This window comes from Paenibacillus sp. F024, from assembly GCF_057814255.1.
In genome coordinates this window covers 146,526-161,515 of record NZ_JBVASZ010000008.1, presented here as the reverse complement: position 1 = coordinate 161,515, position 14,990 = coordinate 146,526, and the positions used below count along the sequence as shown (strand labels likewise).

At 45.2% G+C, this 14,990-nt stretch carries 20 protein-coding genes; 17 read left to right on the top strand and 3 right to left on the bottom strand.

The genetic code is table 11. The features are described from left to right. Positions 1 to 20: 20 nt before the first annotated feature. Positions 21 to 464 carry an OsmC family protein gene (locus ACZYR9_RS11095; RefSeq protein ID WP_488978546.1) on the top strand — a complete coding sequence of 148 codons (444 nt, stop codon included), beginning with the start codon at positions 21 to 23 and terminating at the stop codon, positions 462 to 464. Positions 465 to 509: 45 nt separating this feature from the next. Here ACZYR9_RS11095 and ACZYR9_RS11090 read toward each other — a convergent pair whose 3' ends face one another. Further along, a complete protein-coding gene (locus tag ACZYR9_RS11090; RefSeq protein ID WP_488978545.1) occupies positions 510 to 2,336 on the bottom strand; it encodes a tetratricopeptide repeat-containing diguanylate cyclase in 1,827 nt (608 codons plus the stop codon). Positions 2,337 to 2,730: 394 nt separating this feature from the next. Here ACZYR9_RS11090 and ACZYR9_RS11085 point away from each other — a divergent pair, with 394 nt between their 5' ends. From ACZYR9_RS11085 to ACZYR9_RS11050, 8 genes are all read left to right on the top strand, one after another. After that, the gene (locus tag ACZYR9_RS11085; protein WP_488978544.1) at positions 2,731 to 3,126 is read left to right on the top strand and encodes a rhodanese-like domain-containing protein; all 396 of its coding nucleotides are present in this window, start codon (positions 2,731 to 2,733) and stop codon (positions 3,124 to 3,126) included. Positions 3,127 to 3,212: 86 nt separating this feature from the next. Continuing rightward, positions 3,213 to 3,593 carry a YidH family protein gene (locus tag ACZYR9_RS11080; RefSeq protein ID WP_488978543.1) on the top strand — a complete coding sequence of 127 codons (381 nt, stop codon included), beginning with the start codon at positions 3,213 to 3,215 and terminating at the stop codon, positions 3,591 to 3,593. 520 nt (positions 3,594 to 4,113) lie between these two features. Beyond that, positions 4,114 to 4,902 carry a sulfite exporter TauE/SafE family protein gene (locus tag ACZYR9_RS11075; RefSeq protein ID WP_488978542.1) on the top strand — a complete coding sequence of 263 codons (789 nt, stop codon included), beginning with the start codon at positions 4,114 to 4,116 and terminating at the stop codon, positions 4,900 to 4,902. A gap of 13 nt (positions 4,903 to 4,915) precedes the next feature. Beyond that, positions 4,916 to 5,230 (top strand): rhodanese-like domain-containing protein, encoded by a 315-nt coding sequence (locus ACZYR9_RS11070; protein ID WP_488978541.1) that lies wholly within the window; start codon positions 4,916 to 4,918, stop codon positions 5,228 to 5,230. A 121-nt stretch (positions 5,231 to 5,351) separates the two neighbouring features. Then, positions 5,352 to 5,936, top strand: a complete 585-nt coding sequence (locus ACZYR9_RS11065) for a sulfurtransferase TusA family protein (RefSeq protein WP_488978540.1) — start codon at positions 5,352 to 5,354, stop codon at positions 5,934 to 5,936. A 26-nt stretch (positions 5,937 to 5,962) separates the two neighbouring features. Next, positions 5,963 to 6,358 carry a DsrE/DsrF/DrsH-like family protein gene (locus ACZYR9_RS11060; protein WP_488978539.1) on the top strand — a complete coding sequence of 132 codons (396 nt, stop codon included), beginning with the start codon at positions 5,963 to 5,965 and terminating at the stop codon, positions 6,356 to 6,358. Positions 6,359 to 6,377: 19 nt separating this feature from the next. Continuing rightward, the gene (locus ACZYR9_RS11055; RefSeq protein ID WP_488978538.1) at positions 6,378 to 7,529 is read left to right on the top strand and encodes an MBL fold metallo-hydrolase; all 1,152 of its coding nucleotides are present in this window, start codon (positions 6,378 to 6,380) and stop codon (positions 7,527 to 7,529) included. A 14-nt stretch (positions 7,530 to 7,543) separates the two neighbouring features. Next, positions 7,544 to 7,771: a sulfurtransferase TusA family protein gene (locus ACZYR9_RS11050; RefSeq protein ID WP_488978537.1), complete on the top strand. Its 228-nt coding sequence runs from the start codon at positions 7,544 to 7,546 to the stop codon at positions 7,769 to 7,771. Positions 7,772 to 7,816: 45 nt separating this feature from the next. Here ACZYR9_RS11050 and ACZYR9_RS11045 read toward each other — a convergent pair whose 3' ends face one another. Further along, positions 7,817 to 7,987, bottom strand: a complete 171-nt coding sequence (locus ACZYR9_RS11045; protein WP_488978536.1) for a hypothetical protein — start codon at positions 7,985 to 7,987, stop codon at positions 7,817 to 7,819. Between the two features lie 197 nt (positions 7,988 to 8,184). Between ACZYR9_RS11045 and ACZYR9_RS11040 the strand changes: the two genes are divergently transcribed. The 8 genes from ACZYR9_RS11040 (at position 8,185) to ACZYR9_RS11005 (ending at position 13,621) form a co-directional block, all read left to right on the top strand. Then, positions 8,185 to 8,667, top strand: coding sequence for a DsrE/DsrF/DrsH-like family protein (locus ACZYR9_RS11040; RefSeq protein ID WP_488978535.1), 483 nt, complete (start codon positions 8,185 to 8,187; stop codon positions 8,665 to 8,667). 104 nt (positions 8,668 to 8,771) lie between these two features. Further along, positions 8,772 to 9,128 (top strand): rhodanese-like domain-containing protein, encoded by a 357-nt coding sequence (locus ACZYR9_RS11035; protein WP_488978534.1) that lies wholly within the window; start codon positions 8,772 to 8,774, stop codon positions 9,126 to 9,128. A gap of 53 nt (positions 9,129 to 9,181) precedes the next feature. After that, complete coding sequence (locus ACZYR9_RS11030) at positions 9,182 to 9,445, top strand: metal-sensitive transcriptional regulator (RefSeq protein WP_488978533.1); 264 nt, start codon at positions 9,182 to 9,184, stop codon at positions 9,443 to 9,445. Between the two features lie 20 nt (positions 9,446 to 9,465). Further along, on the top strand, positions 9,466 to 9,852 hold the full coding sequence (locus ACZYR9_RS11025; protein ID WP_488978532.1) for a rhodanese-like domain-containing protein: 387 nt from the start codon (positions 9,466 to 9,468) through the stop codon (positions 9,850 to 9,852). Positions 9,853 to 9,904: 52 nt separating this feature from the next. Beyond that, positions 9,905 to 10,474, top strand: coding sequence for a class I SAM-dependent methyltransferase (locus tag ACZYR9_RS11020; RefSeq protein WP_488978531.1), 570 nt, complete (start codon positions 9,905 to 9,907; stop codon positions 10,472 to 10,474). A 173-nt stretch (positions 10,475 to 10,647) separates the two neighbouring features. Then, entirely contained in the window at positions 10,648 to 12,579 is a 1,932-nt protein-coding gene (locus ACZYR9_RS11015; protein ID WP_488978530.1) for a PAS domain S-box protein, read from the top strand. A 19-nt stretch (positions 12,580 to 12,598) separates the two neighbouring features. Then, on the top strand, positions 12,599 to 13,180 hold the full coding sequence (locus ACZYR9_RS11010) for a class I SAM-dependent methyltransferase (protein ID WP_488978529.1): 582 nt from the start codon (positions 12,599 to 12,601) through the stop codon (positions 13,178 to 13,180). 21 nt (positions 13,181 to 13,201) lie between these two features. Then, a complete protein-coding gene (locus ACZYR9_RS11005; RefSeq protein ID WP_488978528.1) occupies positions 13,202 to 13,621 on the top strand; it encodes a VanZ family protein in 420 nt (139 codons plus the stop codon). Between the two features lie 73 nt (positions 13,622 to 13,694). Here ACZYR9_RS11005 and ACZYR9_RS11000 read toward each other — a convergent pair whose 3' ends face one another. Beyond that, entirely contained in the window at positions 13,695 to 14,657 is a 963-nt protein-coding gene (locus ACZYR9_RS11000) for a DMT family transporter (RefSeq protein ID WP_488978527.1), read from the bottom strand. Positions 14,658 to 14,990: the final 333 nt, after the last annotated feature.

Sequence of the window (14,990 nt, the reverse complement as noted above, 5' to 3'; positions counted from 1 at the left end):
CGGAGGGAGACTATGAGACTATGGCAATTCGGACATGTAAAGCGGAGGCTCAGCTGCAGCAAGGAATGAGAGTGAAGGCTGCCTCAAGAACGTTTGAAATCACCATCGATGAGCCCGTGTCGCTTGGCGGGACGAATATGGGAATGACCCCGGCGGAGCTGGTATTGTGCGCTTTGGGAGCCTGCCAATCCATTGTGGCCCAAGCCTATGCGAAGAAATTCGGTATCCCTTTGGACGATTATCGCGTTGAACTGGAAGGGGATATCGACAGCGACGGCTATAAAGGCTTGTCTGAGGTGCGCAGCGGATATTTGGAAATCCGCTACGACGTTTATGTTCGAGCTGATGCATCGAGGGAACGGCTGGAGGAGTTCGTGCGCTTTATCGAAGGGGTCTGTCCTGTAGGGGATTCTCTCGCTAATCCCGTTCTCTTGGTAAGAAGAAAAGTGATAATAGATGGTTAACGACATGATCATGATTTCATTTAGCCTTGGCTTTATTAAAGGTGCTCAATTACGCGTACCAACAAATTCGCTGGCTTGAATTTCACCTTGATACGATACGGTATTTCTTCCATTCGCTTTAGCGTTATATAGCTCAATGTCGGCCAGTCTTAGCAGCTGTTCTGTGGAAGGAACGAAGGAGTTATCCGTAAAAGTAATGCCTGCGCTGGTTGAAATGATTCCATAAGGGGACTTTTGATGTTCAATGTTTAAATCTAATATACGCTTCCTTAATTGCTGCATAAGTGAAAGAGCCTCTTCCTTGCCGCCGTGTATTAAGATCGAAAACTCTTCCCCTCCATAGCGTGCAGCGATATGGGGAGCTATAAACACTTCATTTAAAACACGTCCGATGTTTATTAGACATTCGTCTCCGGATAAATGACCGTAATAATCATTAAATTGTTTGAAGTAATCGACATCTAGCATAGCGACGGATATGGGCCTATTTGTATTCAAAATTTGTTCGCAGGTTTCTTCGAAAACCCTTCGGTTCGGCAATCCGGTAAGTGGATCAGTACGGGCCTGGATGGTGAGTTTTTGATTTGCTTCCTCAAGTAAACGAGTGACTTCCTTAATTTCAGCTTCCTTCTTTTTTCTCAGTTGTACTTGACGGTAGAGGAGGAGCGTGAAGGTTAGGCCTAACAGTAATCCAATTCCTAAAATCCATAAGAGCCATATGGTTCGTCTGATCTCTTCTTGTTTCAATAATGCCTCGCTTTTGAGGAGTTCTATCTCTTTTTGTTTATTGGTGAAATCATATCGATTGTGAAGAGCCAATGTGGTTTGGGACATTTGCTGGTCAAAGCCTTTTTTATATGTCTCTATCGCTTGATTCATATAGGCCATAGCCGATGGAGAATCCCCCATTTTATCGGTTGCCTTTGCTAATGTTATGTAAATTTGGCTGGACTCTGTCCATTTATTGGACGATTGGGCTAGCTGGAGAGCTTCTAAAGATACTCTTTGGGCTCCCGTATAGTTGCCCATTCTCAGGTATACCTCGCCTTGTGACATCAGAGGGAAAATCGTTCCATTTAAATCGCCGAGTTTTTTAAGTAAATCATATGACATGATGAAATATTCATTGGCATGGTTTAAGTTCCCCCGCTTGAGCTGGGTATTGCCCAAAGATAAATAGTTGTGGGCTACGCCGGGTAAAAAGTTAATTTTCTCAGCCAGCGCTAAACCTTCCTCTGCTTTCTTTGCGGCTCCCTCCAGATCCCCTTTTTCACGAAGAGCGTTGCTATAATGATAAAGCGTCAATACAAGCCCTGTCGGATCATCGTTTCCTTTTAATTGAATGGCTTTATCATAATACTCAATGGCCATATCATAATATCCTAAATTATATTGTACTCTACCAATGTTTGAATTTACACGAGACATATTGAATGGGTCGTTTACGGCTGTAAATAGCTCTGATGCATTAAGCATGGATTCCATGGCTAGATCGTACATGTTTTGGTATAAATACGAAGTCCCTAATATGTCATAAATAACTCCCTTTAAAGACTTAGAATCCAGCGTTTCGGCGGCCTCCAAAGCCTTCCCCAGATTTTCTCTTGCTTGTTCGTGCTCTGTTAATTGAATTTGGGCTCTTGCGATCTTTAAATAGGCTTTTATTATCCCTTCCAGGTTATTCGTTTCTTGGGCAAGTTTAAGCTCTTGTTCTCCTTGGAGCACCCGGTTGGAGGTTGTATCGTTTTGGATGTTTCCGTTGCCGTTCTTTTGATTCGCAGGCTCAGCAAAGGAGGGTACGACCAGGAATGAGGTACATAAGACATAAATAATGATGGAAAATAGGAGCATACGCCATTTCCATAAAATCATTTTCGATCATACCTTTCTATGGGAATAAGTTTTTTTCAAAAGATCATTGCCTAAGTAGGGTTTCTAAAAAAAGCGGCCATGTTCGTAAGGAACAGCCGCTTATTACGATAGCTAGGAACTAAGCAATCTTAGATCTTTATTCGAATCTTAGACCCATAGATTTTATTATAGTAGGGGAAATCACAATGTTCAACGAAATAAAATCGATTGGAATCGGCCGTTTTTTCTTGAGATCATAGCGGTTTGAAACCACAGCCGCTATGGGTACTAAGTATTACTTTTTCATTTAACCTTGGCCTCATTCAGGAATGATGTGGTATTATTATACATATAGTGGTATGTGTATGTTGTATTTTACAGTGAAGTATAGAATAGCCAAGGGGGTAAAACAAATATGCTAAGGAAGAGTTGGGGATTTCTCCTTATTGCGGTTATTGCCCTGGGGGTTCTAGGGTATAATCTGCTGCCGGCACCGGAAATCCGGCAGATCACCAATGTTGAATTGGAAGAACGAATGGCGAAGGCTAGCTCGGAGGAGGTCATTTTTATTGATGTTCGCGAGGAGCAGGAATTTAAAGCAGGTCACATTGCCGGAATGAATAATATGCCGCTCAGCACATTAAATGAAACCTACAGTGCACTGCCAAAAGATAAAGAGATCGTTGTCATATGCCGCAGCGGCAGTAGAAGCATGCAAGCTGCCGAGCTGTTAAAAGAACAGGGCTATGAAAAGCTGGTAAATGTAAAAGGGGGTATGAATAACTGGCATGGCTCCGTTGTCCTGCCTTGATCATGGCCGATGATGGGCTTTGCAAAATAAATGTCGGGATGATGGATATAATAGGTGCATCCCTAAGCTTTGAAGGAAAGCAAGGTGTGACGCCCATCGAGCGCAATAAGACAACAACGGATTCACAGTTTATTCAGCAGCATCTGGCCAATGAGCGTACCTTCCTTGCGTGGGTGCGAACAGCCATTGCGGTGGTAGGCTTGGGATTTTTAGCTGCCGGAGTTGTATTTCGGACAAGCGAGTTTGCTTACGTGGGGCATGAGATCGCGGCCGGAATTGGAGTGGGCTCTGTTATCATTGGAGGGCTGATTCTAACCTGTGCAACCCGAGATTATTTCATCAAACGAACCACCATTAATAACGGCAGCTTTCATTCCCCTGGATTAACCATATGGGTGATGTACTTAAGTTTGGGACTTGTAGATGTATTTATGGTTGTTCTAGTCCTGATTTTGTTAGGGTTTTAGTTTTATGCTTCCCCAACATACATTAATCCATCAGAATTTCCGGAGCAGCAGGCTGACGATTGACCGGCAGTCTGCTTTTTTATAGTGATATGAATATTTTTCGCATATTTACCTGGTTTTTGGGGAGGTTAAAACTAAATCAAACATATGGAGTGAACCAAATGGAAACCAAAGATGGAAACTCAGGGATTTGGATTGCTGTTGTGAGTTGGGCTGTGCTTATAGCTTTCATCATAGGAATCATTTTGTTATTTATCCGTACGTGAATGTGGGTGCAGGATTTCAACGATCGTAAGCTTCCTGGTCTGTTGCCGGGAAGCTTTTTGTATCTGAGGAGAAGATGGTTGACAGAAAGACATTTACAGCATATCATATATACCTATAGGGGTATATGTACAAACTACTTAAAGGAGATGGTTAAAGCTTCGGATATGACACTATGCTTTGTTAAAAATGAGTGAGTCCCAGTCATGTTAGAAGGTCACATTTTTTGCATAGTATTCAGGGAAAGGTGTGAGTTATGGAGCTTGATTTCGGCTTGATCATTACTCTTTTTGTGATTGGCTTCTTAGGTTCTTTTATTTCCGGAATGGTCGGTATTGGCGGGTCGATCATCAAATATCCGATGCTGCTGTACATTCCGCCGGCTTTCGGCTTTATGGCATATACTGCTCAAGAAGTATCTGCGATTAGTGCAGTACAGGTCTTTTTCGCTACATTAGCCGGAATTTTTGCTTACCGGAAAGGGAATCTCATTAATAAAAAATTAGTCCTTTATATGGGTGCTCCCATTGCTGTTGGAAGCTTCATCGGGGGATATGGATCCAAGTTTCTTCCCGATTCCGCGATCAACCTGACCTACGCCATTATGGCCTTGGCCGCGGCGATCATGATGTTTCTTCCGAAAAAAGGAAGCGATAGCGAAGATTACTCTCGTATCCGATTGAATGTTCCCGTGGCTTCTATATCGGCTGCGATCGTAGGTACACTTTCAGGCATTGTTGGCGCGGCCGGGGCTTTTATTACCGTCCCCATCATGCTTGTCGTATTGAAAATTCCTACACGAGTGGCCATCGCTTCTTCTCTGGCGATTACATTCATTTCGTCGATAGGCTCAACGGTGGGAAAAGTCATGGGCGGACATATGCTTCTTATTCCGTCCATTGTGATGGTGATTGCCAGTATCCTGGCTTCTCCGATTGGAGCTAAAGCCGGACAAAAAATGAACGTAAAGGTGCTTCAATGGATTTTGGCCGGCTTAATTACAGCTACCGTAGTTAAGATCTGGATCGATATTTTGATTAAATAAGGAGTGATTCACATTGGCGGGTAAATATTCAAAAGCGATGCTGCCTCAAGAAGTAAAACAAAGACTGGCCCAAGGAGAATCCTTGAATATCCTTGATGTTCGGGAAGATAGCGAATGGGAATCCGGGCATATCCGCGGCGCTAAGCATATACCATTGGGGTTGCTTGGCCAACGGCACACGGAGCTGGATCCTCAAAAAGAATTCATCGTTGTATGCCGCAGCGGCAATCGGAGCGGATTGGCCTGCGAAATGCTGGAGTCTTTAGGTTACAAGGTGACTAACATGCCAGGCGGCATGATGGAGTGGACTGGAGAAGTGGATTACTAAGCCTTAAAAATCAGTAGATGTTTACAAGTCAAAAAAATTTAGCTATTATAATACCTATAGGGGTATAAGTATTACAGATTCTATTACTACGAAATATAAATCCAAAATGGAGGTTTTAAGCATGTCGACACCGTCAGCGATTCAAGCCGATCTAACATTGGATTGCAAAGGACTGGCTTGTCCGATGCCCATTGTCAAAACGAAAAAAGCCATGGATCAATTGAATTCCGGTCAAGTCATTGAAGTGCAGGCTACCGATAAAGGTTCATTGGCAGATATTCAGGGATGGGCGAAGAATACAGGGCATCAATATTTGGGAACCATTCATGAAGGAGAGGTATTGAAGCATTACCTGCGTAAAGCCAACCCGAATGAAGTCAAGGAAGAAACGAAATTTCCGCATGCATTGACCAATGAGGAGCTTCAGAAAAAGCTGGAATCCAATGAGAACCCGTTGGTGTTGGATGTGCGCGAGCCTGCGGAATATGCTTTTCATCGGATTCCCGGAGCAATATCCATTCCATTGGGCGAGTTGGAAAACCGCCTGAGCGAGCTGAACCCGGAGCAGGAAATACATGTGGTTTGCCGCACGGGAGCCCGAAGCGATATGGCCTGCCAGCTGCTTGCCGATAAAGGCTTTAAAAACGTAAGAAATGTGACGCCCGGTATGTCCGGCTGGACCGGTCCGACCGAGAAAAATCAATAAAACATAACACGGAGGGGAATTAACCTATGTCAACGAAAGTCGCAATGATTGCCAGCAGCGGCGGATTGTTCGACGCCTATAAGGTATTCAACATTGCAACGGCATCGGCCGCTACCGATTCCGAAGTTGCTATATTCTTCACCTTTGAAGGGCTTAATCTCATTCATAAACAGGGATACCGGCAGCTGCCGCTGCCCGCGGGGAAAGAGCATTTTGTAGAAGGATTTAAAAACGCTAACGTACCATCTATTCCAGAGCTGGTTCACATGGCCCAAGATATGGGGGTTAGAATTATCGCCTGCCAAATGACCATGGATGTGATGAATCTGAAAAAAGAAGATTTCATTGATGGCATCGAGGTCGGCGGGGCCGTAACCTTCCTGGATTTCGCAAAGGATGCCAACGTAACTTTAACGTTCTAATTAAAGGGGGATTGGGAGCATGACTACGACAACCTATATATTGGGAATGACGGCGAAAGAAGCGGCACGATACGTCCTCGATAAGAAAGAACTGTTTATTCTGGATGTCCGCAACGAAAGCGATTTTAACGATTGGAAAATGGAAGGGGAAAGCATCGAAATCATCAATATTCCATATTTTGAATTGCTGGAGGGAGTAGACGACTCCGTTCTGGGGCGGATTCCGGAAGGCAAACCGGTTCTTGTTGTCTGTGCCAAAGAAGGCTCATCCAAATTTGTTGCCGAACAGCTGGCAGAAGCGGGCCGGAGTCCTATTTATTACCTTGAAGGCGGGATGAAGTCCTGGAGCGAGTATTTGGAGCCGGTCAAGATCGGCGATTTGAAGGATGGCGGTTCGATTTACCAGTTCGTCCGTATCGGCAAAGGCTGCCTATCCTATATGGTCGTTTCCAATGGCGATGCAGCCGTAGTCGACACGCTTAGAATGACCGACGTGTTTGAAAGCTTCGCGAAAGAAAACGGGCTGACGATAAAACACACGATCGACACCCACCTGCACGCAGATCATATTTCCGGAGGAAGAGTTCTGGCGGAAAAAACAGGAGCAACCTACTGGCTGCCTCCGAAAGACGCGGCCGAAGTCGTATTCGATTACGAAAAGCTTGAGGACGGCAAAGAGATTACGGTTGGCAACACACAAATTAAAATTCAACCTGTATACTCGCCGGGCCATACGATTGGGAGTACGTCGCTTATCGTAGACGATCAGTATTTGCTGACCGGAGACATTTTATTTATCGAATCGATTGGCCGTCCGGACCTGGCGGGGAAAGCCGAGGATTGGGTCGGGGATTTGCGTCATACCCTATACAGCCGCTACAAAGCATTGTCCGACGATTTAATCGTGCTTCCTGCCCACTTTGGAAAAATATCCGAGCTGGGTGAAGGCGGAAAAGTAGCCGCCCGTTTGGGAGACCTGTACCAAAATAACCCGGGGTTAAACATTCCGGATGAAGCGGAATTCAGACGCGCGGTTACCGGCAACCTGCCGCAGCATCCAAATTCCTATCAGGAAATCCGTCAAACCAATATGGGCAAAATTCAACCGACGGACGAAGAACAGCGTGAAATGGAAATTGGCCCTAACCGCTGCGCGATTCACGATAAATAAGGAGGAATAAAACTATGCAAACGAATATTGTTGTTGATACCAAAGGAATGGCGTGTCCGATGCCTATAGTCAAGGCGAAAAAAGCGTTGGACGGCTTGGAGGCCGGACAAATTATGGAGGTGCTTTCTACGGACAAAGGCTCGGTGAATGATTTCCAGGCTTGGGTCAAGCAAACCAAACATGAGCTGATTAAACACGAGGAAGAAAACGGCGTCTATACATTTTATGTGAGAAAAGTGTAAAGGCGGGACACCAAAAAATAAGCGAGCACATCCCGGTGTGTTCGCTTATTTCAAATCCGAATAAGTGATTTTAACTTCAAGTGCGCTGTACGTTTCTTCTTTATAATGGCCCTGCGGACATACTTTGACATAGCCTAGAGCATGGCTCTCAGCCGATAAAGCTTCATGACATTCGGGACATGTGTTGGCAAACAGCTTTTTAAGGAAAGAAACCATATAAACCACCTATTTCATATGAATTTACTTGGAAATATTTTATCATCTTGTTTAGGTTTCGTACAGTAGTTTATGAGAAAAGCAAATGAGTAAGATATGGCAATCGATACCTGGCTTCTTATGATTGCAAATCTTTGACGCACGTTTTATATTACCTATAGGGGTATTAGTACTTTGTCGGTTAAGGGGAGATGAGAATGATCGAAACGAAAGAAAAAACAACGATCGTATTATTCAGCGGTGATTTGGACAAGGCGATCGCGGCTTTCATTATTGCTAACGGAGCCGCGGCTTACGATCACGATGTGACGATATTTTTTACCTTCTGGGGATTAAATACACTTCGTAAAGATGAGGTCGTGAAAACAAACAAGGGTATTCTTGAGAAAGCGTTCGGATGGATGATGCCGCGGGGAGCCAATAAATTAGGGCTGTCCAAAATGAATTTCGCAGGAGCGGGTCCTCAAATGATCAAGCATGTGATGAAAAAGCACAATGCTTTAACGCTCCCGCAGCTGATTGAGCTGGCTCAAGAGCAAGGGGTTAAATTAGTAGCCTGCACGATGACGATGGATTTGCTTGGTTTACAGCAAGAAGAGTTAATCGATGGCTTGGAGTATGCAGGGGTCGCTGCTTATTTGGGAGATGCCGCCAACGCTAAAGTCAACCTGTTTATTTAATCGTAATGGCAGGATAATACGAGTTCAGTTGGATGCAAGCCGCCGCCGCGAATGGATCTTGAGATCTGAAGCGGCGGCGGAAGCTTTGGCAAGGAGGAAGGAAAGTGTCTATTTTATTGGTGCTGTTGGCCCTAGGATTGCTATGGATCATAAGAAGTGTCTGGCCTGTAAACGGGCTATCCTTCGTAGATTCAAGGATGCTGGAGGCGGCACGAAAAGAAATGACGACGTTGAAAATTATCGATGTGAGGGATGCGGCAGACTATCGGAAAAACCACTACCCGGGTTCGATTAATATATCGTTAGGCCGGTTGCCGTTTGTCTGGAGAAAGGAGCTTTCACCGGAGGAGCCCATCCTGATCCTGGCGGATAGCCGCCGCAAAAGTATAAAAGCCGCCCGTGTACTCAAAACGAATGGCTTCTCTCAGTTGTATGCACTGGGAAGGAAGTATTGCTCTTAATGTCACATTGAGACATCAAATACCAGGACAGGAGAGGAATGGAGGGAAATGGAATGGTGAAATATGATGAAAGCGTGCTTCGTCGGGTCAAACGCATGGAAGGACAAGTTCGCGGTATTTTGAAAATGATGGAGGAAGGCAAGGATTGCAAGGAGGTCGTGGCACAGCTTTCCGCTGTACGCAGCGCCGCGGATAAAGCGATGGCTTACATCGTCGCCGTCAATCTGGAGCAATGCATTATTGAGGAGAAGGAAAAAGGAAAAGACACGGGCATGATGGTGAAGGAAGCTGTTGAATTGTTAGTAAAAAGCCGATAAAGAAAGTGGGATGATCACCATTGGACAGCAGTACTTTGATTAATATCCTCTTTGTTGTTTTACTTCTTTGGTTTGCTTATACGAGGTTTGGTCCGGCCAAGGGTCTTAAAACCTTAAAGGATGATGAATTTCACAAAGAAATAGAAGGCTCTCCCAACCGGATGCTGATTGATGTTCGTGAGCCGGATGAGTTCAAAAGCGGATTCATCCCTGGCGCCCAAAATATTCCCTTATCGCAGTTCAACCGGCGCTTGGCTGAAATTCCAAAGGACCGGGATCTCTTTCTTTACTGCAGAAGCGGGATGAGAAGTAAACACGCGGCACGTATATTGGGGAAGAACGGCTATACCCGGCTGGCTCATTTGCAAGGAGGCGTCAGCGCCTGGAGCGGAAAGCTTTCGAAATAACGTAAAGTAAGGTAAAGTAAAGTCAAATACGCAAGTAAAGGAGAGAGATCGCATGTCCGAACGTCGGTTTAATCCGGCCAAGATGGCAAAGCTGGACAATCCGGAACGCAGAAAGGCGTTTCCCCCTGAGAAAATCCTGTCTTTGCTCGAAATCAAGGATACGGACCATGTGTTGGACTTGGGGGCGGGAATCGGATACTTTACGTTACCTGCAGCCGCTCTAACCTCCGGCAAGGTGTATGCTCTGGATGTAGAAGAGCAGATGCTTGAAGTCCTGAAGCAGCGCAGCCATGAGCAGCGCTTAAGCAACCTGGAGTTCATAGAGGGCGTCATTGAGAATATTCCAATGGAGGATGACCAGGTGGACAAAGTGATTGCCTCTCTGGTGCTGCATGAGGTGGATCCTCTCTCTAAGGGAATGCAGGAAATTCATCGGGTATTGAAACCGGATGGGCTCGTCTTATGCTTGGAATGGGAAAAGAAACCGATGGAGCAGGGACCTCCGTCTCATCACCGTATTCAATCAGACGATATGAAAAAAATGTTTGAAGAGCATGGATTCAAAATCGTAAGTTTGACTTTTCCTACAGATCAGCATTATCTTATCGTCGCACAAAAATAATGCGAGGCAGATTGCTTAAAGGGCAATCTGCTTTTTTTATATTAGATTGCCCGGAGAGTTTAAGGGCCTGCTCCGTGGTTGAATAAAAAAGAGAGAATGGTTTTTGTAATGTATGTGTTACGCTTAATGGCAAAAATGTTATGATAGAGTAAGTATGCAAATGGAGGGTTACTATGTTCAACAGGCAGGTTGACGATCGTTCATTCTTCGATCATCTCTACACTTATTCGCCTTTTGGTATTGCGCTGCTGTCAATGGAAGGGTTATGGATGAAAGTTAACCCTGCATTATGTCATATTGTGGGATATACCGAAGAGGAGCTTTTGAAGCTGACATTTCGTGATGTTACTCATCCGGAAGATGTCACTAAAATTACAGATCATCTGCAGCTTTTGTTGAACGGTGATTCGACATCGGTTGCATTGGAGAAGCGTTGTATTCAAAAAGACGGTCATGTGGTTTGGACTTCACTGCATATTACCCTTGTCCGTGATGAATTTGCCGGTACACCGCTATACTGTATAGTCCATCTCATTGATATTACGAAAAATAAAGTGGCGGAACAGAAACTGCATGAGGCGATTGAAAGATATACTTCATTAAAAAGATATAATCACGATGCCATCATTTCTCTGGATATGGAAGGAAATATCGTGCACGGCAATGCCATGGCGGAAACCCTGATCGGCTTCCGGATCCAAGAAGTGGCCGGGTTGAATTTTTCTCGATTTATTAATGTGGATGAGACCGTCATAAAAAAAATCCTTTCAGACTCACGGCACGATGCTTCCATTGAAAAGAATATAAACAGAATTATACATAGAGACGGTCATGGGGTTGAAGTTTTAACCACGATAGCTCCAATCATTATTCATAACGAAAATGTCGGTTTTTATATTATTGCCAAAGACATTACGGAAATGAAGAAATTGCTGATTGAAAAGGAAGCGGCCGAAAATACCAATAAAGCAAAAAGCGAATTTCTTGCGATCATGAGCCACGAAATCCGTACCCCAATGAATGGGGTTATTGGTATGGCCGATTTATTGGAAACGACCGATTTGGATACGGAGCAAAGAGAATATGTTGAAATCATCCGCAAAAGCGGAGACACACTGCTGGGCATCATTAACGACATTTTGGATTATTCAAAAATCGAGGCGGGCAAGACGGAATTACTCGAAGTGTTTTTTGATGTGAGGACTTGCATTGCAGACGCGGTGGATGTCTTGGCGTCTAAAGCGAATGAAAAGAATTTGCAAATAACGATTTCTGTGGACCAAAATGTTCCGGAGAGCCTGATCGGCGATTTCGGACGATTGAAACAGGTATTGCTCAACCTGATCGGCAATGCCATTAAGTTCACGTTGAACGGCGGTCTCTCGATATCGGTCAAAACGCTGCTGCAAGAAAACGAGAAGGTGAATCTTCAATTTATTGTAGACGACAGCGGAATTGGAATACCGGCGGATAAAATAAAATATTTGTTCGACCCTTTTTATCAGGTCGATCATTTTATGAATCGCCAATTTGAAGGAACAGGGTTAGGCCTGCCCATTAGTAAAAAGATTGTAGAGCTGATGGGAGGGCAGATTTGGGTCGAACCTAAGCATACGCCAGGCACAACCTTCGTTTTCACTGTCTGTCTTAAAGCAGATCAACATTTTCAAAATACAGTACGGTCTGAATTGTTGGAGAATAAGTCGCCGACGGGGCTAAAGATTCTTATTGGTGAAGATAACTATATCAATCAGCTCGTATTAAGAAAAATACTTGAAAAGCAAGGACATTCCGTGACCGTTGCTGAAAATGGACAAGAAACGTTCAAAGCTGCCGTCAATGCGCCGTACGATATCATTTTTTTGGATCTCCATATGCCTGTGATGAACGGTCTGGAAGCTGCAACAGCGATAAGAGCGGCATTGCCACCGAAGAACTCCCCTGTGATTATTGCTGTGACGGCAAATGCTTTAAAGGGAGATCGGGAAAAATGCTTGGCCGCAGGCATGAATGATTATATCAGCAAACCCGTTCAAACCCCGGTTTTGCTGCAAATTCTGGATAGATACATGACGGGGAAACCTATACAAAAGGGGTTCCTATAGGAAGCTGGAGATAGATGGAATGAGCGAATTTCTTTATCCGATCTTCTCCGTCCTGCTGGTAACGGTTGTATTTCTCGTAGTGGTGTCCATCGTATATGTCAGCTGGAGAAACGGGATATCCCCGATGCCTTCATCGGGTCCGGTTCGCCGTACGGTAGCGGATGAGATTTGCCGGCTCAGTCGCAGAGATACGATTGTGGAAGCGGGCTCGGGATGGGGGACACTAGCGCTGCATATCCTACGGCGTTGTCCTGTACAACGATTCATCGGGATTGAAAATTCACCCATACCTCTGTGGGTGTCTCGTGCCATCGCCCGATTCGCCTTTTGTTTTGCTCCGGGATACACAGCGGCTTCCCGGGAACGCATGACGTTGATTCAAGGCGATATTTACACCTACCCGTACGAGAGGGCGGATGTGGTCGTCTGCTACTTGTATCCCGGCGCGATGAAGCGGCTAAGCTTGATCTTGGGCAACCGATTGACATCGGGTGCACGAATCATCAGTGTTTGTTTTGCATTGCCCGGATGGCGGCCTGAACGGGTGGTCACGTGCAAGGATTTATATCGGACGAAGGTTTATGTATATTGCGTAGAATGATTGTAAAGTGAGGTGCAAAGGTTGCAAAAACGTGGGTTTTGGTGTGCCGCTGCGATCCTTTGGTGCTCTATGATTTACCTTTTTACGGCTTCCCCATGGTCTACCGGCCAAAATACTCAGGACATCATAGAGAAAACAACGAGTGCCTCGGAACAAAGCTTGGAAATCCTCAATTTGGCTGTAAGAAAATCGACTCACTTGTTAGCCTTCGGAGCTTTGGCGATATTTGTTCTATTGGCCCTTCAGCCTTCCAGGAAAGCCCCTATCATGGCTTGGCTATTGGCTTCCGGATACGGAGCCATTGATGAATTCCATCAAAGCTTTATTCCTGAGCGCAGAGCATCATGGGGCGATGTTGGGATCGACTCCATTGGAGCACTCTTGGCCGTTATACTGGTCCGCATCATCCTTAAGTACAGAAAAAAGACAAAAACAAGCTAAGCCTTAAGAGCCGCAGCCGCGGTCCTTAAGGCTTAGCTTGTTATTATGCGGTTTGACTTAGGATACGATTTGATCATAACGCGGTCGATTGATGGTCGGCAGAGGACTCCTTGCGGGCCGAACGCAGTGCTAAAACCAGGACGGATATGATGATGCACAGGCTGCCGAAGAGCTGAATCACATCCATGGGCGTATGTAAAAATACGGTGGTGATCAGGACGGCGGTTAACGGCTCGGCGCTGCCGAGGATGCTGGCCTGGGCCGGCGTAACAAACCGTAGGCTGTCCAGAAACAAATAGAATGGGGTAATGGTTCCCACAATGACAATAAACGCAAGCAAAGAATACAAAAGCAGGGATCCTTGGCTCCAATCGAACAGCCATGGCGGATGAAAAACACTTAGTCCGATGCCCCCGATGATCATACTCCAGCCGACGACGGAAACCGGTCCCCAGACTTTCAGCAGCTTTGCAGGGTATAAGGTATAAAAAGCAGCGGCTATGGCGGAGACGATTCCCCATATAAGCGCTTCCATTGTAATCGTTAACGAATCGACAGAGCCGCCTGTCGTCATGAAAAAAATACCGGCCAGTGCTAAGAGGAAAGCAATAAGCTCCCTGCTGCCGGGCATCCGTCTGAACTGCAGGGAAACATAAAGGATGATGAAGATCGGTCCCAAATACTGCAGCAGGGTGGCTGTAGCCGCATTTCCGTGGTGAATCGCGGCAAAAAACGTGTACTGCACACCTAACATCCCTATTAAACCAAATATCAGCAAGGTAATCCGATCCCTTGGATGCGACCACACGGAAAAAGCGTTTTTAGGTCCTTGGAACAGTCCTTGCATTAGGATCATGAGGATACCGGCCGACAGCAAACGAATCGAAACGAGTATGCCGGGTGTCGCTTCAAAATGCTGAAAAAACAGCTGGGCCGCGATTCCGGATAACGCCCAGCAGACCGCAGCGCACAGAACCATGATGATGCCTTTGATCTTGATGTCATTCTCCTCCTCATTGCCTAAACGATAATACAAGATTTATCTATTACACTACCACTATCACCTCCTTCTAGTAAACCCAAAATTTCTAAATGATTCCATCCATGCAAAAAGACCCTATTCTATCCGGTTTCGGAGAGAACAGGGCCTTATCCCATGCTTCAGCTTCATCTAATCACCCTTTAAAACTCTTTAATTGTCGTGATTGTCCTGCCGATGATAAAATCTTTAGAGCTCTTACTCGTACATCCGGCTGCGGTACTTATTGTAAATGGAATTGGTTTTGTCTTCTTTGACTTCCAGAGCCTCGATCACCTTATTAAAAGCACTCACTAATTTTTTTAACATTTGAATAACCTCCTCTTGATT